Consider the following 19,029-nt stretch of genomic DNA (forward strand, 5'->3'; position numbering starts at 1 on the left):
GCACTGATCGGTGATCGCGTCGGTGGTGCGCCCTCCAGGGGGTACAAATCCGGGCACCCGCGAGTTAGAGTTCGGCTACCCGAACTTTCTGGAGATCAGATGACCCGCACCGTCGCAGGGCCCCGTGCAGGCCGTGCCCGCCTCTTCGTCCTGCTGGGCCCCGCCTTCGTGGCGGCCATCGCCTACGTGGACCCGGGCAACGTGGCCGCGAACCTCACCGCCGGGGCCCGGTTCGGCTACCTGCTCGTCTGGGTGCTCGTCGCGGCCAACGCGATGGCGGTGCTCGTGCAGTACCTGTCGGCGAAGCTCGGCGTGGTGACCGGCCGGTCGCTGCCGGAGGTGCTGGGGGAGCGGCTGCCTCGCCCGGCCCGCCTCGCGTACTGGGTGCAGGCCGAGATCGTGGCGGCGGCCACCGACCTCGCCGAGGTGATCGGCGGCGCCATCGCGCTCCACCTGTTGTTCGGCGTGCCGCTCGTGCTGGGCGGGATCATCACCGGGGTGGTGTCGCTCCTGGTCCTGGCGGTGCAGCAGCAGCGTGGCCAGCGGGCCTTCGAGGGTGTCGTCACGACGATGCTGGCGGTGCTCACCGTCGGCTTCTGCGCCGGGCTGTTCTTCTCCCCACCGGACCCGGCAGCCATGCTGGCCGGTCTGGTGCCGCGTCTGGCCGGTGCCGACTCGGTGCTCCTCGCCGCGTCCATGCTCGGTGCGACGGTGATGCCGCACGCGATCTACCTGCACTCCTCGCTCGCCCGCGACCACCTGCACGCGCCGTCGACGTCGACGCCGCGGATCCTGCGTGCCACGCGGATCGACGTGGTGCTGGCCCTGATCCTGGCCGGCAGCGTGAACATCGCCATGCTCCTGCTCGCGGCGGCGAACCTCCCGGGCCGGGAGGGCACCGACACCATCGAGGGGGCGCACGCCGCGATCGCCGGCGCGCTGGGACCCGTGGTGGGCGTGCTGTTCGCCGTCGGGCTCCTGGCCTCGGGGCTCGCGTCGACGTCGGTCGGTGCCTACGCGGGCGCGGAGATCATGTCCGGGCTGCTGCGGATCCGGGTGTCGCTGCTGACTCGCCGGCTGGTGACGCTGCTGCCCGCGATCATCCTGCTGATGACCGGGATCTCGCCCACGTGGCTCCTCGTGGTCAGCCAGGTGGTGCTCAGCTTCGGCATCCCGTTCGCGATGATCCCCCTCGTGCGCCTCACGCGGGACCGCGAGCTGCTCGGCGAGCACCGGAACGCCCTGACCACCCAGGTGCTGGCCTGGGTGGTCGCGGGCGTGATCGTGGCACTGAACGTGACGCTGCTCTGGCTCACGTTCGCGGGATAGTCACCGGTCGAGGTAGGCGACGTCGCCGTTCGAGCTGCGGATCTCGACGGTGCGCTCGGCGTTCGGGTCGGTGGGCCCCTCGACGGTCTTGTTGCCGTTGGAGGTGTTCATCGTCAGGGCCACGGGGTCGCCGTCGCCGATCACGGTGACCCGTCCGTTGCTCGACTCGCCGTAGACGTTCCCGCTCACCGCCGCGATCTCCACCGATCCGTTGCTGGTGGTCGCCGAGGCGTCGCCGGTCACCGTGGCGAGGGAGATCCGGCCGTTGCTGGTGTGCGCCGTCACGGTCCCGTCGACGTCCCTGACGAAGATCTCGCCGTTGGACGTCATGGCGTCGACGTCGGCGACGGTGTCGGAGAGGTCGACGTCGCCGTTGCTGGACTGGGCGGTCACCGGTCCGGACAGGTCGGAGGCCTCGATGTCACCGTTGCTCGTCCGCAGGAGGCTCTCACCGGCCAGGCCGCTCGCGACGACGTCGCCGTTCTCCGTCCGGATCACCACCTCGGTGCCGGGCGGCAGGGTCACGTCGAGCTCGCCCGAGCAGCGGGGCAGCGCGATGGACCACCCGCACCGGTGCGTGAGCTCGAGCCGGCCAGGGATCTCGTCCGCCGAGTACGTCGGCTCACGCAGGCCGCTGTGCGCGATGACGTCCACCTCGATGTCGCCCTCGGCGGCCTGGACCGTGACGTCGCCGTCGGCCACGAGCTCGACGAGCTCCACGGACGCGGCGTCGTAGGACCGGTGGGTGGCGGTGGTCTGCGCCATCATCAGGTCGGTCAGGAACAGGGCGCCGAACCCGACCACCGCGACGGCGACGACCACGCCGACGGTGCCGAGCACGCGGCCCGTGACGCCGCGCCGTGGCGGTTCCGGCGGGAATCCGGCGTCCTGGGGGTAGGCGCCCTGCTGGGCGTCAGGCTGGGTCATCAGCGGGATCCGTTCTGGTCGAGCCAGCGCAGCACGGCGAGCACACGGCGGTGGTCGTCGGTGGCCGGCGGGAGGCCGAGCTTGTTCAGGATGTTGGTGACGTGCTTCTCCACGGCGGCCAACCCCACGACGAGGCGGTCCGCGATGGCGGCGTTGGAACGGCCCTCTGCCATGAGTGCGAGCACCTCGTGCTCACGCCGGGTCAGCACGTCGAGGCTGGAGTGCGGGTTCCGGGCGATGATCTGGGTGACGACCTCCGGGTCCACGACGGTCCCTCCGCCGGACACCCGGGCGACCGCGTCCAGGAACTCGTCGACGTCGGCCACGCGGTCCTTGAGCACGTAGCCGAGGCCGCGCGCCCCGCGGGCGAAGAGCTCGGTCGCGTAGCTCTGCTCCACGTACTGCGACAGCACGAGCACGGGCAGGTCCGGGTGCAGGCTGCGCAGGTGCACGGCGGCCCGCAGCCCCTCGTCGGTGTGCGACGGCGGCATCCGGACGTCCGTGACGAGCAGGTCGGGCAGCCCGCCGTCGGGCGTCGAGAGTGCCCGGACGAGGTCGTCCGCCGTGCCGTACCCCGTCACGGTGTGGCCCTCCGCGGCCAGGAGCCGGGTGAGGCCGTCCAGGAGGAGGACCGAGTCCTCCGCGATCACGATGCGCACGGGACCTCCACGGTCAGGTGGGTGCCCTTGCCGGGCGGACTGTCGAGCTCGAACGTGCCGTCCAGGGCCGCGACCCGGCCCCGCAGGCCCTCGAGCCCGCTGCCGGGGGACAGCTCGGCGCCGCCCCGGCCGTCGTCGGACACCACGACGCGAAGCCGCGCCGGACGCCCTTCCGGGACCAGGCTCGCACGGACCCGGGCCGACTCCGCCCCGGCGTGCTTGGCGATGTTCGTGAGCGCCTCGGCGACCACGAAGTAGGCGGCGGCCTGTGCGGCGGAACCCGCCGGGGCGAGGTCGCCAGTCACCTCCACCCGGACCGGGACCGGGCTGCGCCCCGCGAGGGCAGAGAGCGCGGCGTCCAGCCCGCGGTCGGACAGGACGGCGGGGTGGATCCCCCGGACCAGGTCACGCAGCTCGGCGAGGGTCTCCTTGATCTCGCGGTGCGCCACCTCCAGGGCGGCGACGGCGTGCTCGGGATCCTTGTCGGCCAGCCGGCGGGCCACGCCCAGCTCGACCCCGAGGGCGACGAGACGCTGCTGCGCTCCGTCGTGCAGGTCACGTTCGATACGGCGGCGCTCGATGTCGGCGGCCGAGACGACCGCCGTGCGCGACTCGGTCAGGACCACTGCCCGTTCGCGGGCGGTGTGCGCAGCGGCCTCGGCGAGGCGCGTCTCCTGCTCGGCGAAGGCCGCGCGGGCGCGGGCGACGTCGGCGGCGGAGGGGCCCAGCAGGAGCGCCGCGAGCCGCACGAGCAGGTACGACCCGTACTGCGCGAGGGCCGATCCCGCCCACACCAGCACGACCGCGCCGGCCAGCGCGCCGACCACCAGGGCCGGCCACGACAGGCCGGTCCACTGGGCGAGCGCGGTGCCCCGGCCCAGCGGCACGAACACGACCGCTGCGATCGCGCCGGCGATCAGCGCCACGGCGATCGGGAAGAATACCGTGCTGACCAGCATCGCGAGGAAGGCGTAGAGTGCCGCGGCCCACGCGCGGCCGTCGCGGACCGGGGACCACAGGCGTGACCAGAAGCCGCGCCGCGCGGGCGTCGGTGTCAACGGCGCGGGGATCGTGATCCCGGTCTGGGTGGCGATGCGGGCGCGCTCGGCCCGGCCGAACCACCGTGCGACGACGAGGGACGCCGCGAGCAGCGGCAGCCCGACGCCGAGCGCCGGGACGATGCTCGCCGACACCACGACGAGGACCCACAGCGTCAGTCCGCCGGTCAGGTGCCAGAGCCAGCCGACGGTCAGGGCGGCGAGCGCACGCCACGTCGCGGGGTCGTACGGCGCCCGGAAGAACGCGGAGGTTGAGACGAGCGCGGGTGCGACGAGGTCCTCGAGAGCGGGGGGCTGGGGCGGCGCCGGGCCGTCATCGCTGGTCATGGTCATGACATTAGGCCGACGCGGCGCCCCGCAACATGCTGCCGGCCCACGGGGCGAGGGTCGGGTTTCCCCTACCCCTACCCCTTCCCCTCGCTCTTTCCCGTGCCTCGCCGTGCCGAGGTAGGACCGGGGCTGCGGCTCTACCTCGGCGGGCCGGGTCAGGCGAAGGCGCTGGTGCCCGTGATCTCCCGGCCGACGATGAGGGCCTGCATGCTCTCGGTGCCCTCGTAGGTGTGCAGGGCCTCGATGTCGGCGAAGTGCCGGGCCACGCGGTTCTCCAGCAGGATGCCGTTGCCACCCAGCATGTCGCGGGCGATCGCGGCGACCTCCCGGGCGCCGCGCGTGCACGTGTACTTGGCGAGCGAGGCCTGCGGGCCGGTGAGCTGGTCGGCCTCGTCGAGGCGCGTCAGCTGCTTCACCAGAAGCTGCATCTGCGTGATGGTCGACAGCATCTTGGTCAGGCGTTCCTGCACCATCTGGCTCGCCGCCAACGGCCGGCCGAACTGCGTGCGCTGCTTGGAGTACGCGACGGCGGCCTCGTAGCAGGCCACGGCCTGGCCGACGGCGCCCCAGGCGACCCCGAGCCGGGTGGCGAACAGGACGCGGCCGGTGTCCTTGAACGAGCGGGCCTTCGGCAGGAGGTTCTCGGCCGGGACGAACACGTCGTTCAGCACGATGTGCGCCTGGTGGATGGCGCGCAGCGAGATCTTGCCCTCGATCGTCGTCGCGTCGTAGCCGGGGGTGTCCTGCGGCACGATGTAGCCGTGCACCTGGCTGTCCTCGCCGCGTGCCCACACGACGGAGATGTCGCCGATCGAGCCGAAGCCGATCCACTTCTTCTCGCCGTTGATGACGTAGCCCTCGACTCCGTCGCGGGTCTCCCGCACCGCGGTGGTCTCCAGGCCCACCGAGTCCGAGCCGTGGGTGGGCTCGGTCAGCGCGAACGCGCCGAGGATCTCGCCCCGGGCCATGGGGCCCGCGTACTGCTCGATCTGCTCGTCGGAGCCCAGCATCACGATGGACCGCAGCGCGAGACCGCCCTGCACGCCGCAGATGGTCGTCACCGAGCCGTCACCGCGCGACATCTCCATCGCGGCGAGGCCCTCCGCCATCTTGGAGATCTTCGGGTACCCGGGCACGTCAACGCCGTCGCGCAGGAAGTCCAGCTCGGCCATGCGCTTGACCAGGTCCATCGGGACCTCGTAGCGCTCCCAGTAGCCGTCGATGACGGGCAGCACCTCGTCCTGGACGAACCGGCGGACGGCGAGCTGCCAGGCCCGCTCCTCCTCCGTGACGTCGGCGAAGGCGCCGGCGAAGTCGATGTCGAGCGGCTGCGTGACGTCGTAGTCGGGTGCCGTCACCCCGGGAGTCTGAGTCATGCTTCCCATGGTGCTCCGGTACCGGATCTCAGGTCAAGCGATACTAGGTCTCACACTCGGTGGTCCTCGGCGCGACCGCAGACCCGTCCGGCTGCCCAGGGCTGCTGCCGGGTCCGCACCCGTTCGCCCGACGCCGCAGCGCGCCGCACCTCGAGCTGGAGGTACTGGTCCTGCGCGGCCTCGGCGACGGAGCAGGGCGCTGGTGCCCCGTGCAGCACGTGGTCGGCCATGGCCATGACGATGTGCGCGATGGACAGCTCGTCGTCGGGCAGCCGGGCCGGGCGGAACGGGTTGCGGTAGAGCCACTCGCCGTCGAGCGTGTAGCCCCGCAGGAACAGCCCCTCGTGGCTGCCGGCGCCGCCTGCGGCCACGCGTTCGAGCGTGGAGCGCCGGGGGAGCCCGTCGCCGCCGACGTGCCGCACGACGTCGTCGCGCAGCTCACCCCGTTCGCCGCGGACGAGCAGTGCGGGGGAGCGCACCCAGGAGCGGTACTGGACGTCGTCGAACTCGTAGGTGCCGAGCCGGTCGCCGAAGTCGAGCCACGCGGTCGCGTGCACGGTGTCGACCAGGGCCAGGTCCTCGGGGTCGCCCGCACGGCTCGGGCTGGGCAGCACGCGGCGGGCGTCGCGCCGGGCGGTGATGACGGCGTCCTCGAAGGTGACACCCAGTGCCCGGCGCAGCACGTCGAGGCCGTGATAGTCGTGCGCGACGGCGACGTGCGCGTCCGTGACCCTGCCCAGCCGGCCGGACGCCGCCACCGCGAGCTGTGCCCCGACCAGCGGCTCCAGGTGGTACTGCTCGGCGACGTGCACGCAGGCGCCGTCGTCCACGAGGTGCTGCAGCGCCGCCAGCTCGGCGACCGTGCCCGCTGCCGGTGTCTCGGTGAGCACCGGGACGCCCGCGGCGGCGAGCTCGCGGATCACCGGCTGGGCGGCGCCGGCGGGCAGCGTCAGCAGCACGACGTCGGGCCGGCCGCCGGCGAGCAGCTCGGCGACCGACGCGTAGACGCGGCCCGGCCGGCCCGGCAGGCCCGCCGCCGGCAGGCCGCTCGCCGCGAGCTCCGCACGGTCCGCCGCGTTCCGGGTGGCGACGCCGGACACCTCGAAGCGGTCCGGCAGGGCGTGCAGCACGCGCAACATGGTGCGGGCGCGGAAGCCCGATCCGACGATCCCGATCCTGGCCGTGCGGTCCTGTGCGGTCACGAGGGCCGACGGTACGCGATCAGGCCGCCGCGGCCACCTTGCCGGGCCGGTCGGGATCTCCGCTCTCGCGGCGGCTGATGCGCCACCAGGCGAAGAACCCGAACAGCGTGAACGCGCCGTAGAACAGGTACATCAGGGCGGTCGCCCAGTAGCCGGCGGAGAAGAGCAGGGGCACGCCCACGAGGTCGACGGCGACCCAGATCAGCCAGAACTCGACCCAGCCCTTGGCCATGCCGTAGGTGGCGAGCACGGAGCCCATGAAGATCCAGGCGTCGGCCCAGACGGGTTCGTACGAGCCCAGGGTGCGGAAGAGCGGGGTGAGGAGCAGTGTGCCAGCCAGCATCCCGGTGACCAGGCCGACCCGGGCCCGCCAGGAGGCCCAGCGGGGGTGCACGGCCACCGTGCCGACGCCGCCCAGCCGGCGCGTCTGGCGCCAGCGGTACCAGCCGTAGACGGAGACCGCGATGAACATGATCTGGCGCCCGGCCTGGCCCAGCATGTCGGCCCGGGAGGTCTCGCCGAACCAGGAGCCCATGAAGACGGTGAAGAGCAGGATGTTCCCGACGATGCCCACGGGCCAGGCCCACACCTTGCGGCGCAGCCCACCGAGCGCGGACGCCAGCCCGAACACGTTGCCGATGACCTCGCGCCAGTAGATCTGCTGGTCGCCTACCAGGAATGTCGCGTCGTAGGCGGCGCGGAACCAGTCCATGTCTCTTCCCTCTCCCGGTCCGCACACGGGGACTCCGGGGTGAGGGCCGGCGCGCCACAAGGCGCCGACGACGGCGCGGTGACGGCGCCCCGAGGGGCGTCGGCGCGCGCCGCACGTGCTTCCTCCCATCCGGACTTTAACCGTCGGTCCTGGAATCTCACCAGGTCAGCCGGGTCGTTCCCGAAGGAGCGACCCGGGTCGCGGACTATCACCGCCGGCTCGGAATTTCACCGACCCCGGAGCACGTGTGCATCTGCTGCACGTTGACTATCGGAACACAGGATGCCATGGGCGCATTCCCGACCGAACACCCGCCCCCCGACGGGTCAGAAGCACAGGTCACCCGAGCGACCGCGGTCTCACACGTGGAGTCAGACGAGGGCGTCCCGGACCGCGCGGGCCACCTCGTCGGCCCCCGCCCCGCCCTCGACGACGGTGACGACCACGCGCCGGCCCGCCGGAGTGCCGTCGTCGGACAGCGGGTGGGCGGCAGTGCCGAGGACGGCGGCCCGCCGGAGGTCGGCGAACGCCTCCTCGAGCTCGGGCCGCAGCTCGAGCGACGGCGTACGCAGCCAGCGGCGCAGGATCGCGTTGTGCACGGCGACGACGGAGGCGGCGAAGGCTATCGACGCCGTCGAGGCGGAACGCTCCGGCGGCAGCGTGTCGCGCAGGTAGTGCGTGAACGCCCGCTCGTAGCGGTGCGTGGTGATGAGCTCACGGTCACGTAGCGCGGGGACCTGCTGCAGCAGGGCGTACCGGGCGAGCGAGGTCTCGCGCTGGCCCACATGGTGGTCGAACACCATGCGTGCGGCGCGGCACACCTCGAGGTACGGGTCGACGTCGGGGTCCCAGGCGCGCCCGAGGTCGTGCCCGGACTCCTCGCTGGCGCGGGCGTCGGGACGCGTGGCGGCGAGCATCACCACCACCTCCTCGAGCAGCAGCTCGTGGTCGGCGAAGACCACGTCTTCCTTCGAGCGGAACCGGCGGAAGAACGTGGCCCGGCTGACCTTGGCGGCGTCGGCGATCTCCTCGACAGTGGTTCCCTCGTACCCCTGCCGGGTGAACAGGTCCACCGCAGCGTCTACTGCCTGCGCGTGCGTGTGGGTACGGACGGCGGTCATGCCAGGCAGGCTACCCCGTGCGTGCCGGACCGCGTGAAGAGTACTTGAGCGATACGTGCTGTTCATGGCGCTAACTTTCCCGTCCGGCGATCTTCCCCGACCGCAGTCTCCGCAGGTAGCGCACCTCGCGCACGGCCATCAGGAGGGCGACACCACCGGGCACGGCCGACCACGGATGGCCCAGTACGACGCCCACGAGGCACACCAGAAAGATCACCCCGCCGCCGACGACGGTGGCCAGACTTGCCCAACGGATCCCGGTCACGCAGTGAGCGTAGTCTGCTGGGCGTGACCGAGACCGCTGCCCAGCCCGCCGTCGATGTCTACGTCGACCCCATCTGCCCGTATGCCTGGATCACGTCCCGTTGGGCGCTCGAGGTAGCCCGGCACCGTGACGTCGAGCTCACCTTCAAGCTCATGAGCCTGTACCTGCTCAACAAGGACGGGGACCTCGACGCCGACTACCGGGCGCGCATCGACGGATCGCAGGGCATCGGCCGCGTCGCCGCCGCCGTCCAGACGGAGCATGGTCCCGAGGCGTTCTCCGCCTTCTACACGGCCGCCGGGACCCGCATCCACGACCAGCAGAACAAGGACTTCGACGCCGTGGCGGCCGAGGCGCTCGCCGAGGCCGGGCTGCCCGCCTCCCTCGCGCAGGCCGCGACGGGGGAGAGCTACGACACGGCGCTCGCGGCGTCCCACGAGGCGGGCATGCAGCCCGTCGGGGACGACGTCGGCACGCCGACGATCCACGTGGACGGCGTCGCGTTCTTCGGCCCCGTGCTCACGCGCATCCCGCGCGGTGCGGAGGCGGCGGTCCTGTTCGACGCCGCGGTGGCGCTCGCGCGCTACCCGTACTTCTACGAGCTCAAGCGCTCCCGCACGACGAAGCCCCGGTTCGACTGACGCCGTCCGGCCGCGGAGGCCGGCAGCGGTCGCGCGGCGGGACGAGAGCGCTCCCGGCCCACGGCGGGTCGCGTGGCATTGTGGGGGCATGACTCTCGACCTGCGCATCTTCACCGAGCCCCAGCAGGGCGCGACGTACGACGACCAGCTCGCCGTCGCCCAGACGACGGAGCAGCTCGGGTTCAGTGCGTTCTTCCGTTCCGACCACTACCTCGCCATGGGCGGGGACGGGCTGCCCGGTCCCACGGACGCGTGGACCACGCTGGCCGGTCTCGCCCGCGACACCTCGACCGTGCGGCTCGGCACGCTCGTGTCCTCGGCCACGTTCCGGCACCCTGGCGTGCTCGCCATCCAGGTGGCGCAGGTGGACCAGATGTCCGGTGGCCGGGTCGAGCTCGGCCTCGGCACCGGGTGGTACCAGGCAGAGCACAGCGCGTACGGCATCCCGTTCCCGGACAAGCGGTTCGGGCTCCTCGAGGAGCAGCTCGCGATCATCACGGGCCTGTGGGAGACGCCGGTCGGGGAGAAGTTCTCGTTCGCCGGCGAGCACTACCAGCTCACGGACTCGCCGGCGCTGCCGAAGCCCACGCAGCCGAAGATCCCCGTGCTCGTCGGCGGTGGCGGCCCGCGCCGCACGCCCGCCCTGGCGGCGCGGTACGGCGCGGAGTACAACCAGGCGTTCCCGGAGATCGACACGATCGGCGCGCGGGTGAAGGTGATCGAGAAGGCACTGTCCGATGTGGGCCGTGGGCCCGAGTCGATGGTGCAGTCGGTGGCGCTCGTGGCCGCCGTCGGACAGGACGAGGCCGAGTTCACCCGGCGGGCCGCTGCGATCGGCCGCGAACCTGGTGAGCTGCGCGAGCACGGCATCGCCGGGACGGTCGGCGAGGTGGTGGACCGGCTCAAGGCCCTGGAGGCCGACGGCATCCAGCGGGTCTATCTGCAGATCCTCGACCTGGCGGACCTCGACCACCTCGACCTGATCGCACGCGAGGTGCGCCCGCAGCTCGGCTGACGGCGATGCGGTGGGGCGCGGGATGACACCCAGCGCAGGCCGCACGGAGAAATTCTTCCTATGGTCGTGTCGGCCGCTTCTCGCGACACACCCCAGGAGAACTCCATGCAGAGCTTTTCTCGTGCCCTCCGCGCCGCTCTCGCGGCGACCGTGCTCACCACGGGCACGTTCGCCGCGGTACCGGCCGCCGTCGCCGCCGACGACTTCCAGCGTGGCCCCGACCCGACCGAGGAGAGCATCGAGGCGCCCCGGGGCACGTTCGAGATCGAGGTCGCCGTCGTCCCGCGTGCCACCGCAGAGGGTTTTGGCGGCGGCACCGTCTACTACCCGACCGACACCTCCGAGGGCACGTTCGGCGCGGTCGCGGTGTCCCCGGGCTACCGCTCCTCGCAGGCGGCGATCGCGTGGCTCGGCCCGCGGCTGGCCTCCCAGGGTTTCGTCGTGGTCACCATCGACACGATGCGGCCCGCCGACTCCCCGGCTCGCCGGGGTGACCAGCTGCTCGCCGCCCTGGACCACCTGCAGGACTCGGAGCTGGCGGACCGGATCGACCCCGACCGGCTCGCCGTGATGGGGCACTCGATGGGCGGCGGCGGCAGCCTGGAGGCCGCCAAGGAGTACCCGGCCCTGCAGGCGGTCATCCCGATGACCCCGTGGAGCTCGGACAAGACCTTTCCCGAGGTGTCCGCCCCGACCCTGATCGTCGGCGCCGAGGACGACCGGATCGCGCGGGTGCGGTCGCACGCCGAGCCGCTCTACGAGTCGCTGCCGGCGGACGGCGACAAGGCCTACCTGGAGCTGCGCGACGCGTCACACTCCGCGCCGAGCGCGCCCCACACTGCGATCGCCAGGTACAGCCTGTCCTGGCTGAAGCGCTACGTCGACGACGACGAGCGGTACGCGCAGTTCCTCTGCCCGGCGCCGGCCGTGGATGACGACCTCAGCGAGGTCCGCACCACCTGCGACTAGGATCCGCACGGCATTCCCGTTGCGAGATCAAGGACAGACACATGCGAATCGGCTGGCAGCTGCACGGTGATGGCGCCCGCATCACCCCCGGCGAGGTGGTCGCTCCCGACGAGCGCCTGAGCTGGCCGCGTACGGTCGGGATCGGCCTGCAGCACATCGTCGCGATGTTCGGGGCCACGTTCCTGGTGCCGATCCTCACGGGTTTCGACCCGGCGACCACGCTGTTCTTCTCGGCGCTCGGCACGATCACCTTCTTGCTGATCACGGGCAACAAGCTGCCCAGCTATCTGGGGTCCAGCTTTGCGTTCATCGCGCCGATCCTCGCCGCCACGGCGTCGGGCGGGCAGTCGGTGGCGATCGGCGGCATCCTGGCCACCGGCGTGCTCCTCGCGCTGGTCGGCGTGGTGGTGCACTTCGCGGGGCCGCGCTGGATCCAGGTCGCGATGCCGCCGGTGGTCACGGGCGTGATCGTGGCGCTGATCGGCCTCAACCTGGCGCCCGTGGCGTGGGGCACGTGCGACGAGAGCGGCGCTTGCTCGGGGTTCCAGAGCTCGCCGGTGACGGCGGTGGTCACTCTCGCGTCGATCATCCTGATCCAGGTGCTGTTCCGGGGCCTCATCGGCCGGCTCGCGATCCTGCTCGGGGTGGCCGTCGGGTACGCGTTCGCGGCCGTTCGCGGCGAGGTGGACTTCTCGGCGGCCGAGCAGGCGGACTGGGTGGGCCTGCCGCAGTTCGTCGCACCGTCGTTCGACCCGGGCGTGCTCGGCCTGTTCCTCCCCGTGGTGCTCGTGCTCATCGCGGAGAACGTGGGGCACGTGAAGTCGGTGGCCGCGATGACCGGACGCAACTACGACCGGCTGACCGGCCGGGCGCTCCTGGCCGACGGCGTGGCGACCACGTTCGCGGGTCTCGGCGGCGGCTCGGGCACCACCACGTACGCCGAGAACATCGGGGTCATGGCCGCGTCCCGGGTGTACTCGACGGCGGCGTACTGGGTGGCCGCGTTCGGCGCCCTGGTGCTCAGCCTCTCGCCGAAGTTCGGCGCGCTGATCGCTACCGTCCCCCAGGGGGTGCTCGGCGGTGCCACGACCATGCTCTACGGGATGATCGGCATTCTCGGCGCGCGCATCTGGGTGCAGGGCAAGGTCAACTTCTCCGACCCGGTGAACCTGACCACCGCTGCCGTGCCGCTCATCATCGGCATCGCCGACTACACGTGGACGGCCGGCGACCTGCAGTTCGGCGGCATCGCGCTCGGCACCGCCGCCGCGTTGGTGATCTACCACGTGATGGGTGCGATCGGCCGCTGGCGCGGTACCGCGGAGGCCTGACCCACACAGGTATGGACACTGGGCTGAACGCTTGGTTAGCATGTTGAACATGCGTTCAGTCAGTGGTGCCGAGGAGCAGGCGGGGGCCGTGCCGCCGTCGGGCAACAGCGTGCCGGCCGACGCCGACCGCACCGCACGCGCCCGGATCCGCGATGCCGCGGTCCGCCGCTTCGCGGTGGAGGGCTTCGGGGCCTCGGTGAGAGCCATCGCGGCCGACGCCGGGGTGAGCGCCGGCCTGGTGATGCACCACTTCGGGTCCAAGGAGAAGCTCCGCGCCGAGTGCGACGCGCACCTGCTGGCCACCATCCGCCGGCTCAAGCGGGAGAACGTCGCAGACGCCGCGGCGAACCAGAGCTTCTTCCACAAGTTCGCCGCCGCCGAGGAGAACGCGCCCATCGTCGGGTACGTCCTGCGGTCCATGCAGGACGGTGGCGCGCTGGCCCGGGAGTTCATCGACCACATGGTCACCGACGCGGTCGACTACACCCGTGAGGGTGTCGCCGCCGGCGTCATCGTGCCCAGCCGGGACGAGGCCGCGCGGGCCCGCTACCTCACGCTCTCGTCGCTCGGCGCGCTGCTGCTCGAGGTGACGCTCGACCCGCCGTCGGACCCGAGCGACCTCGTGGCCATCGTCCGCGACTACCTGGCGAACAGCTACCTGCCGATGATGGAGCTGTTCTCGGAGGGGTTTCTCACGTCACGCCGCATGCTGGACGACTACCTCATGTACGTCTCGGACCCGCCGTCGCAGGACGAGGCAGCGCCCGCGCCAGGCTGACCGGGTACCCGCCGGTCGAACGAGCGCTGCCCTGTTACGTCCCCCTTCCGACGTCAGAGAGCGAGCGAGCCATGACCGCGACACCAGCGATCGAGATCCACGACCTGTACAAGTCCTTCGGGAGCGTCCAGGCCCTCGACGGTCTGCACCTGACCGTCCGGCCCGGCGAGGTCGCCGGGTTCCTCGGCCCCAACGGGGCCGGCAAGTCCACCGCCATCCGCGTGCTGCTCGGTCTGCTGCGCGCGGACTCCGGCACCGCCCGCCTGTTCGGCGGGGAGGCGTGGCGCGACGCCGTCGCGCTGCACCGGCGTCTCGCCTACGTGCCCGGCGACGTCAGCCTCTGGCCCAACCTGACCGGCGGCGAAGCCATCGACTTCCTGGGCCGCCTGCGCGGCACGGTCGACACGAAGCGCAAGGCCGACCTGCTCGAGCGGTTCGAGCTGGACCCCACCAAGAAGGCCCGCACCTACTCCAAGGGCAACCGACAGAAGGTCGCCCTCGTGGCGGCGTTCTCCATGGACGTGGACCTGCTGATCCTCGACGAGCCCACGTCCGGTCTCGACCCGCTCATGGAGGCCGTGTTCACCGAGTACGTCCGTGAGGCCGCCGCACAGGGCACATCGGTGCTGCTCAGCAGCCACATCCTGCACGAGGTCGAGAAGGTGTGCGACACCGTGACGATCATCCGCAACGGGGTGTCGGTCGAGTCCGGCACGCTCGACGAGCTGCGCCACCTGACGCGGTCCAACGTGACGGCCGTCGTCGCGGGCGACCCGTCACCCGTCGGGCGGCTCGCCGGTGTGCACGACCTCACCGCCGTACCCGCCGACGGTGGCACGCGCGTCACCTTCGACGTCGACAACGCCCAGGTCGGGGCAGTCATGTCCGAGCTGACGGCCCTCGGGCTGCAGAGCCTCACCGCGGCGCCGCCGTCGCTCGAGGAGCTCTTCATGCGGCACTACGGCGACGTGCTGCCCGGCGCGGACACGTCGGCCGGTGCGGAGTCCGGCGACGGCACCCTCCCGGACGGCGCGACGCGGCCTGCCCGCGGGACGGCGGGGGCACGGTGACCGCCGCCGTGGCGGCACCGGCCGTCCCGCTGCCGTCGTTCGGGTCCACCCTGGCTGGGACCGGCCGGCTGGTCCGGTTCATCCTGCGCCGCGACCGCGTACGACTCAGCGTGTGGACGCTGTCCATCGTGGCCTTCTACGCGTACTACGCCGTCGCGCTGGACGCGATGGGAACCGCTGCACGCGGCGCACGCGCCGCCCTGATGCAGACCCCGGCAGGCATCGTCATGGGCGGACCCGGCTACGGCGTCGAGAACTACACCGTGGGTGTCGCGATCGCCAACGAAGGAATCACGTGGGTGGTCCTGGCGCTGGGCATCATGAGCGTGCTGCACGTGGTGCGGCACACCCGCGCCGAGGAGGAGAGCAGCCGGTCGGAGCTCGTGCGGGCCGCACCCGTGGGGCGGCACGCACCCGCGGTGGCGGCCATCGTCACCCTGTTCGTCGTGAACGCCGTCATCGCGATGGTGTCGGCGCTCGCGCTCTCCGGCGCGAGCGGGGGAGACCTGCCGCTCGCGGACTCGTTCGGTCTCACGATCGGGTCCGGCCTCGCCGCCATGGTGTTCGGCGCCGTCGCCGTGGTGGCCTGCCAGGTCACCGAGCACGGGCGCGGTGCGACCGGGATCGGCCTCGCCGCCTACGGCCTGGCGCTCGTGCTCCGCTCCGCCGGGGACATCCAGGAACAGCACGGCAACATCCTGTCCTGGCTCTCCCCGATCGGCTGGGCGCAACAGATGCGGGCCTTCGTGGACCTGCGCTGGTGGCCCACCGCTCTCTCGGTCGCGGCGATCCTCCTGCTGCTGGTGCTGGCGGCGGTCCTCGCGTCCCGGCGCGACTTCGGGGGCGGGCTCGTCGCCACTCGTGGCGGCCGGGCCGACGCCCCGGCGAGCCTGCGGAGCCCGCTCGCCCTGGCCTGGCGCCAGCAGCGGTCGGCGTTCGGCTGGACCGCCCTCGGGATGGCCCTGCTGTGGTACGCCTCCGGCACCCTCCTGCCCGAGATCATGGAGATGGGGGCCTCCGGCGCCGCGGACAACGAGATCTTCGCGGCGGTGTTCGGCGGTAGCGACCCGGCGGTGTTCCGCGACGGGTTCCTGACCGTCATGCTGCTCTTCGCCGCCCTGACCTGCGTCGCCTACGCGATAGTCATGTCGGCCCGCGCCAAGGGGGAGGAAGAGGCGGGCCGCGCCGAGGTGCTGCTCGCGCTGTCGGTGTCGCGCTCGCGCTGGCTCGGTGCCCACCTCGCCGTCGTAGGGCTCAGCACGGTGGCCCTCATCGCGGTGAGCGTCTATGCGGTGTGGGCCGGAGCCGTCCAGGTCGGTATGTCGGAACCCGGACTCGGCGCGTACACCGACGTGTTCTGGACCTATTCCGTGGCGGTCCTGGTGTACCTGGGCCTCGCCGCGGCGCTGTACGCATGGGCGCCACGCTTCACCTCCGCCGCGTGGCTGCTGCTCGTGTACTCGTTCGTGGTCGGCATGTTCGGTGAGGTCTTCGACCTGCCCTCCGGTGCCGAGGCACTCTCCCCGCTGGACTGGCTCCCCGCGGGGTTCGGCGAGACGCCCGATGCCGCCCACATGATCGGTCTCGCCGGGGTGGCCGTCGTGCTGCTCGCGCTGGCGTTCCTCGGCTTCCGGCGGCGGGACCTGCAGAGCAACTGACGGCGCCGGGCGGAGGGTGCGGCTGTCATCCGCACTCTCCGTCCGGTAAGGTTCGGGGCGCCGTTCGGTGCCAGCAGGCAGGTTCTCACCGCCGCCCCCGACCGCGCCCCGCCGAGTCCAGTGAGGATGGACCGATGATCTTCAAGGCCGTAGGAGACGGCCGCCCGTACCCCGAGCACGGGCGTTCGCGCACGCGCGACTGGGTCGACGTGCCGCCACGCCAGGTGCGCCTCGACGAGCTGGTCACCACCAAGCGCACGCTCGACCTCGACACGCTTCTGGCGGAGGACTCCACGTTCTACGGCGACCTGTTCGCGCACGTCGTCGAGTACGAGGGCACTCTGTACCTCGAGGACGGACTGCACCGTGCCGTGCGTGCCGCCCTGCAACAACGTCCAGTGCTGCACGCTCGCGTGCTCATCATCCGATGACCTCAGGTAGGTTCGACGAGTGACAAGTCCCGGGTACGACCAGGCGCGTGTGGAGCGCCGTCGCCGCGAGCACGAGCGCCAGGCCGTGGTCTTCGGCGTGCTCATCGCGTTCCTGGCGGTCTGTGGCATCTTCGCGCTCGCGGTGTACTCGGGTGCCATCAGCTCGCCGTTCAACCGGCCGTTCATGACGGTCGGCGCGTCGGCGCAGAAGACCTACCCGGTGCCCTGCCTGCCGGCCGTCGAGGGGCAGCCGGACGGCGCCCTGCCGATCGCGTACACGCAGGTCGAGGTGCGCCTGCTCAACGCATCGACGGAGACCGGCCTGGCGGGCGCGCACGAAACGGTCCTCGCCGAGCGTGGTTTCACCATCCTGGAGAAGGGCAACGTGCCCCTCATGCTCCAGGAGTCCGAGATCCGGTTCGGCACCAAGGGCACGGTCCAGGCGTACACGCTCGCCGCGCACTTCCCGACGATGCGGCTGGTTCTCGACGACCGGGGCGGCAAGGCGATCGACCTGCTCATCGGTGCGGACTTCGACCCGCCCCTCGACATCGAGGACGTCGACCTGGCCGCCGACCAGCCGCTCCAGAACGCCGAGGACTGCGTGCCTGCGGACTCGATCGAGCCCGAGCAGCGCGTCAAGCAGGCCACGGAGGACGACGGCGACGCGGTGCGGCCGGCGAAGTAACGAGGACTAGGGTCTGTGCTGTGCTGATCCCGTCCTCAGGAGCCGTCGCCTTCGGCCGTGCGCTCCTCTGGGCAGTGATCGTGCTCGCGCTCGCCCTGACCGCGCACTTCGAGGCAGGCGGCCATCTGCCGCCCGCCGGGGTGACCGCGCTGCTCGGAGCGCTGTTGCTCGTGGTGACCACGCTGGCCGTGCGACGGCAGATCCGCTGGCCGGGCGGCCTCGTTCTCGCGGGCCTCGGGCAGTACGCCCTGCACCAGGTCTTCTCGTTCCTGGGCGGTGGCTCGTGCGCGTCGACCACGCTGCCCGGCGGCGGAGCGCACGCCCACCCGGCCCGTCCGGTCACCACGGCGCTCGCGCACGAGACGTGCGTCGGGACGGATCTCGCGGGGATCGACCCGGGGATGCTCGCCTGGCACGGCCTGGCGACGGTGGTGTCCGTCGGGCTGCTCGTCGGGATCGAGCGCGGCGTCTACCTGCTGGCGTCGTGGCTGGTGCGGCCCCTCGCCGTGCGGCCCTTGTGGCTGCCCGTGGTCCGGCGGGTGCCGGTGCCGGCAGACCCCGAGACGCCGGCGGGCTCCGTCGACGTGCACGTCGCGCCGGAGCGCGGACCGCCGTCGCCGGCCCTGGCGCTGCGCCTCGCGGCCTGACGGCGGCTCACCCACCGGGGGCCGGGAGTCGGGCGGGAGGTGCGTCGCCGTACGCCCTCCCACTCACTCCACACCGAAGGACCGAGTACATGACTCGCTTCAGCATGCCCGCCCGCCGCGCCCTCGCGGCCGTCCCCGCCACCGCCGTTCTGGTACTCCTGCCCACGGTGGCCTCCGCACACGTCACGGTGAACCCGGACACGACCGCCGCAGAGAGCTATGCCGGCCTCACGTTCCGCGTGCCGACCGAGTCGGAGTCGGCGTCGACCGAGAAGCTCGTGGTGGACCTGCCCACCGACACCCCGTTCCTCAGCGTCACCCCGCGCTCCCTGCCCGGCTGGGACGTGGAGGTGGACGTGGAGCAGCTCGACGAGCCGTTCGAGGTCGAGGGTGCGACCGTCTCGGAAGCACCCGTCCGCGTGACCTGGACCGCCGAGAAGGGCAACGAGGTGCCACCGCACGAGTACCAGGAGTTCGCCGTCCGGGTCGGTGCCCTGCCCGAGGAGGGCACGTCCGTCGTGCTCCCCGCCCACCAGACGTACACCGACGGCACCGTCGTCGACTGGGACGACCTCCCCGCCGACGACGGCAAGGAACCGGAGGCTCCCGCACCCGTGTTCACGACGACTGCCGGCGAGTCGGAGGAGGGGCACCACGGGGCTGCGGCCTCGGACGGCGCCGCCGGTGCCGGTGCGGCCGGTGCCGAGGCCGCCGCAGCGGCCCCGGCCGTGGACCCCGTGGGCCGCTGGCTCGGTGCGGCCGGCGTCGTGGTGGGTGCCGTGGCGATCGGTGCGGTGCTGGTCACCCGCCGTCGTGCCTGAG

20 protein-coding genes and 1 riboswitch are annotated in these 19,029 nt (G+C 72.1%); of the genes, 12 read left to right on the forward strand and 8 right to left on the reverse strand.

The window, feature by feature from the left end:
* Positions 1-99: 99 nt before the first annotated feature.
* The gene (locus tag ACFSL2_RS19275) at positions 100-1,329 is read left to right on the forward strand and encodes an Nramp family divalent metal transporter (RefSeq protein WP_377199382.1); all 1,230 of its coding nucleotides are present in this window, start codon (positions 100-102) and stop codon (positions 1,327-1,329) included.
* On the opposite strand, the gene ACFSL2_RS19280 is transcribed toward ACFSL2_RS19275, so the two are convergent.
* From ACFSL2_RS19280 to ACFSL2_RS19315, 8 genes are all read right to left on the reverse strand, one after another.
* Positions 1,330-2,256: a DUF4097 family beta strand repeat-containing protein gene (locus tag ACFSL2_RS19280; protein WP_377199383.1), complete on the reverse strand. Its 927-nt coding sequence runs from the start codon at positions 2,254-2,256 to the stop codon at positions 1,330-1,332. It lies immediately after the preceding gene.
* On the reverse strand, positions 2,256-2,915 hold the full coding sequence (locus ACFSL2_RS19285; RefSeq protein WP_377199384.1) for a response regulator: 660 nt from the start codon (positions 2,913-2,915) through the stop codon (positions 2,256-2,258). The genes ACFSL2_RS19280 and ACFSL2_RS19285 overlap by 1 nt, the downstream gene beginning before the upstream one ends.
* Positions 2,903-4,300 (reverse strand): sensor histidine kinase, encoded by a 1,398-nt coding sequence (locus ACFSL2_RS19290; RefSeq protein WP_377199385.1) that lies wholly within the window; start codon positions 4,298-4,300, stop codon positions 2,903-2,905. Before ACFSL2_RS19290 ends, ACFSL2_RS19285 begins: the two co-directional genes overlap by 13 nt.
* A 158-nt stretch (positions 4,301-4,458) precedes the next feature.
* Positions 4,459-5,679 (reverse strand): acyl-CoA dehydrogenase family protein, encoded by a 1,221-nt coding sequence (locus tag ACFSL2_RS19295; RefSeq protein ID WP_377199386.1) that lies wholly within the window; start codon positions 5,677-5,679, stop codon positions 4,459-4,461.
* Between the two features lie 50 nt (positions 5,680-5,729).
* Entirely contained in the window at positions 5,730-6,881 is a 1,152-nt protein-coding gene (locus ACFSL2_RS19300) for a Gfo/Idh/MocA family protein (protein WP_377199387.1), read from the reverse strand.
* Between the two features lie 19 nt (positions 6,882-6,900).
* Positions 6,901-7,593, reverse strand: a complete 693-nt coding sequence (pnuC, locus tag ACFSL2_RS19305) for a nicotinamide riboside transporter PnuC (RefSeq protein WP_377199388.1) — start codon at positions 7,591-7,593, stop codon at positions 6,901-6,903.
* 111 nt (positions 7,594-7,704) lie between these two features.
* Positions 7,705-7,842, reverse strand: a riboswitch (FMN riboswitch).
* 122 nt (positions 7,843-7,964) lie between these two features.
* Positions 7,965-8,714, reverse strand: a complete 750-nt coding sequence (locus ACFSL2_RS19310; protein ID WP_377199389.1) for a TetR/AcrR family transcriptional regulator — start codon at positions 8,712-8,714, stop codon at positions 7,965-7,967.
* Between the two features lie 70 nt (positions 8,715-8,784).
* Complete coding sequence (locus ACFSL2_RS19315; protein ID WP_377199390.1) at positions 8,785-8,979, reverse strand: hypothetical protein; 195 nt, start codon at positions 8,977-8,979, stop codon at positions 8,785-8,787.
* A 23-nt stretch (positions 8,980-9,002) separates the two neighbouring features.
* Between ACFSL2_RS19315 and ACFSL2_RS19320 the strand changes: the two genes are divergently transcribed.
* From ACFSL2_RS19320 to ACFSL2_RS19370, 11 genes are all read left to right on the forward strand, one after another.
* Positions 9,003-9,620 carry a mycothiol-dependent nitroreductase Rv2466c family protein gene (locus ACFSL2_RS19320; RefSeq protein ID WP_377199391.1) on the forward strand — a complete coding sequence of 206 codons (618 nt, stop codon included), beginning with the start codon at positions 9,003-9,005 and terminating at the stop codon, positions 9,618-9,620.
* Between the two features lie 88 nt (positions 9,621-9,708).
* Positions 9,709-10,635 carry an LLM class F420-dependent oxidoreductase gene (locus tag ACFSL2_RS19325; protein ID WP_377199392.1) on the forward strand — a complete coding sequence of 309 codons (927 nt, stop codon included), beginning with the start codon at positions 9,709-9,711 and terminating at the stop codon, positions 10,633-10,635.
* A 105-nt stretch (positions 10,636-10,740) separates the two neighbouring features.
* Positions 10,741-11,604 (forward strand): poly(ethylene terephthalate) hydrolase family protein, encoded by an 864-nt coding sequence (locus tag ACFSL2_RS19330; protein ID WP_377199393.1) that lies wholly within the window; start codon positions 10,741-10,743, stop codon positions 11,602-11,604.
* 41 nt (positions 11,605-11,645) lie between these two features.
* A complete protein-coding gene (locus tag ACFSL2_RS19335; RefSeq protein WP_377199394.1) occupies positions 11,646-12,935 on the forward strand; it encodes a uracil-xanthine permease family protein in 1,290 nt (429 codons plus the stop codon).
* Between the two features lie 49 nt (positions 12,936-12,984).
* Positions 12,985-13,713 carry a TetR/AcrR family transcriptional regulator gene (locus tag ACFSL2_RS19340; RefSeq protein WP_377199395.1) on the forward strand — a complete coding sequence of 243 codons (729 nt, stop codon included), beginning with the start codon at positions 12,985-12,987 and terminating at the stop codon, positions 13,711-13,713.
* Positions 13,714-13,784: 71 nt separating this feature from the next.
* The gene (locus ACFSL2_RS19345; protein ID WP_377199396.1) at positions 13,785-14,783 is read left to right on the forward strand and encodes an ABC transporter ATP-binding protein; all 999 of its coding nucleotides are present in this window, start codon (positions 13,785-13,787) and stop codon (positions 14,781-14,783) included.
* On the forward strand, positions 14,780-16,441 hold the full coding sequence (locus tag ACFSL2_RS19350) for an ABC transporter permease (protein ID WP_377199397.1): 1,662 nt from the start codon (positions 14,780-14,782) through the stop codon (positions 16,439-16,441). Before ACFSL2_RS19345 ends, ACFSL2_RS19350 begins: the two co-directional genes overlap by 4 nt.
* A gap of 134 nt (positions 16,442-16,575) precedes the next feature.
* Positions 16,576-16,872: a type II toxin-antitoxin system VapB family antitoxin gene (locus ACFSL2_RS19355; protein WP_129786236.1), complete on the forward strand. Its 297-nt coding sequence runs from the start codon at positions 16,576-16,578 to the stop codon at positions 16,870-16,872.
* Between the two features lie 19 nt (positions 16,873-16,891).
* Complete coding sequence (locus ACFSL2_RS19360) at positions 16,892-17,560, forward strand: LytR C-terminal domain-containing protein (protein WP_377199398.1); 669 nt, start codon at positions 16,892-16,894, stop codon at positions 17,558-17,560.
* Positions 17,561-17,580: 20 nt separating this feature from the next.
* Positions 17,581-18,207 carry a hypothetical protein gene (locus tag ACFSL2_RS19365; RefSeq protein WP_377199399.1) on the forward strand — a complete coding sequence of 209 codons (627 nt, stop codon included), beginning with the start codon at positions 17,581-17,583 and terminating at the stop codon, positions 18,205-18,207.
* 89 nt (positions 18,208-18,296) lie between these two features.
* Positions 18,297-19,028 carry a YcnI family copper-binding membrane protein gene (locus ACFSL2_RS19370; RefSeq protein ID WP_377199400.1) on the forward strand — a complete coding sequence of 244 codons (732 nt, stop codon included), beginning with the start codon at positions 18,297-18,299 and terminating at the stop codon, positions 19,026-19,028.
* The last annotated feature ends 1 nt before the right edge of the window (position 19,029 follow it).

Source organism: Promicromonospora aerolata, assembly GCF_042682255.1.
Classification (GTDB): domain Bacteria; phylum Actinomycetota; class Actinomycetes; order Actinomycetales; family Cellulomonadaceae; genus Promicromonospora; species Promicromonospora aerolata.

What these genes read in the sequence shown, in the direction of transcription:
- ACFSL2_RS19275 (WP_377199382.1), top strand. Translation starts at nt 100, where the DNA reads ATGACCCGCACCGTCGCAGGGCCCCGTGCAGGCCGTGCCCGCCTCTTC.
- ACFSL2_RS19280 (WP_377199383.1), bottom strand. Translation starts at nt 2,256, where the DNA reads ATGACCCAGCCTGACGCCCAGCAGGGCGCCTACCCCCAGGACGCCGGA.
- ACFSL2_RS19290 (WP_377199385.1), bottom strand. Translation starts at nt 4,300, where the DNA reads ATGACCAGCGATGACGGCCCGGCGCCGCCCCAGCCCCCCGCTCTCGAG.
- ACFSL2_RS19295 (WP_377199386.1), bottom strand. Translation starts at nt 5,679, where the DNA reads ATGACTCAGACTCCCGGGGTGACGGCACCCGACTACGACGTCACGCAG.
- pnuC (WP_377199388.1), bottom strand. Translation starts at nt 7,593, where the DNA reads ATGGACTGGTTCCGCGCCGCCTACGACGCGACATTCCTGGTAGGCGAC.
- ACFSL2_RS19310 (WP_377199389.1), bottom strand. Translation starts at nt 8,714, where the DNA reads ATGACCGCCGTCCGTACCCACACGCACGCGCAGGCAGTAGACGCTGCG.
- ACFSL2_RS19325 (WP_377199392.1), top strand. Translation starts at nt 9,709, where the DNA reads ATGACTCTCGACCTGCGCATCTTCACCGAGCCCCAGCAGGGCGCGACG.
- ACFSL2_RS19330 (WP_377199393.1), top strand. Translation starts at nt 10,741, where the DNA reads ATGCAGAGCTTTTCTCGTGCCCTCCGCGCCGCTCTCGCGGCGACCGTG.
- ACFSL2_RS19335 (WP_377199394.1), top strand. Translation starts at nt 11,646, where the DNA reads ATGCGAATCGGCTGGCAGCTGCACGGTGATGGCGCCCGCATCACCCCC.
- ACFSL2_RS19340 (WP_377199395.1), top strand. Translation starts at nt 12,985, where the DNA reads ATGCGTTCAGTCAGTGGTGCCGAGGAGCAGGCGGGGGCCGTGCCGCCG.
- ACFSL2_RS19345 (WP_377199396.1), top strand. Translation starts at nt 13,785, where the DNA reads ATGACCGCGACACCAGCGATCGAGATCCACGACCTGTACAAGTCCTTC.
- ACFSL2_RS19355 (WP_129786236.1), top strand. Translation starts at nt 16,576, where the DNA reads ATGATCTTCAAGGCCGTAGGAGACGGCCGCCCGTACCCCGAGCACGGG.
- ACFSL2_RS19370 (WP_377199400.1), top strand. Translation starts at nt 18,297, where the DNA reads ATGACTCGCTTCAGCATGCCCGCCCGCCGCGCCCTCGCGGCCGTCCCC.